The following is a 560-nucleotide window of genomic DNA, read 5'->3' as shown; positions in this document are numbered from 1 at the left end:
GCGCTGGTCTGCCAGACCGCCCGCGTCACCGGCCCCGTCGGCGAAGAGATCTACTGCGATGAATATGGTCGCGTCAAAGTCGAGTTCCACTGGGACCGGGCCGAACGCGACAGCGAAAAAAGCAGTTGCTGGCTGCGGGTTTCCTCCAGCTGGGCGGGTGAAGGTTTCGGAGCGGTGACCATTCCGCGTATCGGCATGGAAGTCCTCGTCACCTACCTCGAAGGCAATCCCGATCATCCGCTGATCACCGGTTGCCTGAGCAACAAAGTCACGCCTGCGCCCTATCCCTTGCCCGAGAACAAAACCAAAACCGTACTGCGCAGCCACAGCTCCCCCAGCACGGGTGGTTACAACGAACTGTCGATTGAAGACCGCGCCGGGCAGGAGCTGATCCACCTGCGGGCCCAGCGGGATCTGGAGCAGAAGGTCGAAAATGACAGCCGGCTGGAAGTGGGTAACAAGCGCGAGGAAACCATCAAGGGCCACAGCATCACGGTGCTCGGAGCTGAAGAACATCGCACGGTCGCGGCGGATCGCAAAGTCCAGCTCAAGGCTAACGA

1 protein-coding gene is annotated in these 560 nt (G+C 60.9%); it reads left to right on the top strand.

The genetic code is table 11. From position 1 onward, the window contains the following. Nucleotides 1–560: type VI secretion system tip protein TssI/VgrG (tssI, locus tag AC1DHT_RS29290; RefSeq protein WP_477761600.1), on the top strand; the 560-nt coding region annotated here is incomplete at both ends.

This window comes from Pseudomonas sp. 05N432, assembly GCF_056396945.1.
Note: the sequence above shows the minus strand (reverse complement) of the source record. Positions and strands in the feature narration are given on the sequence as shown.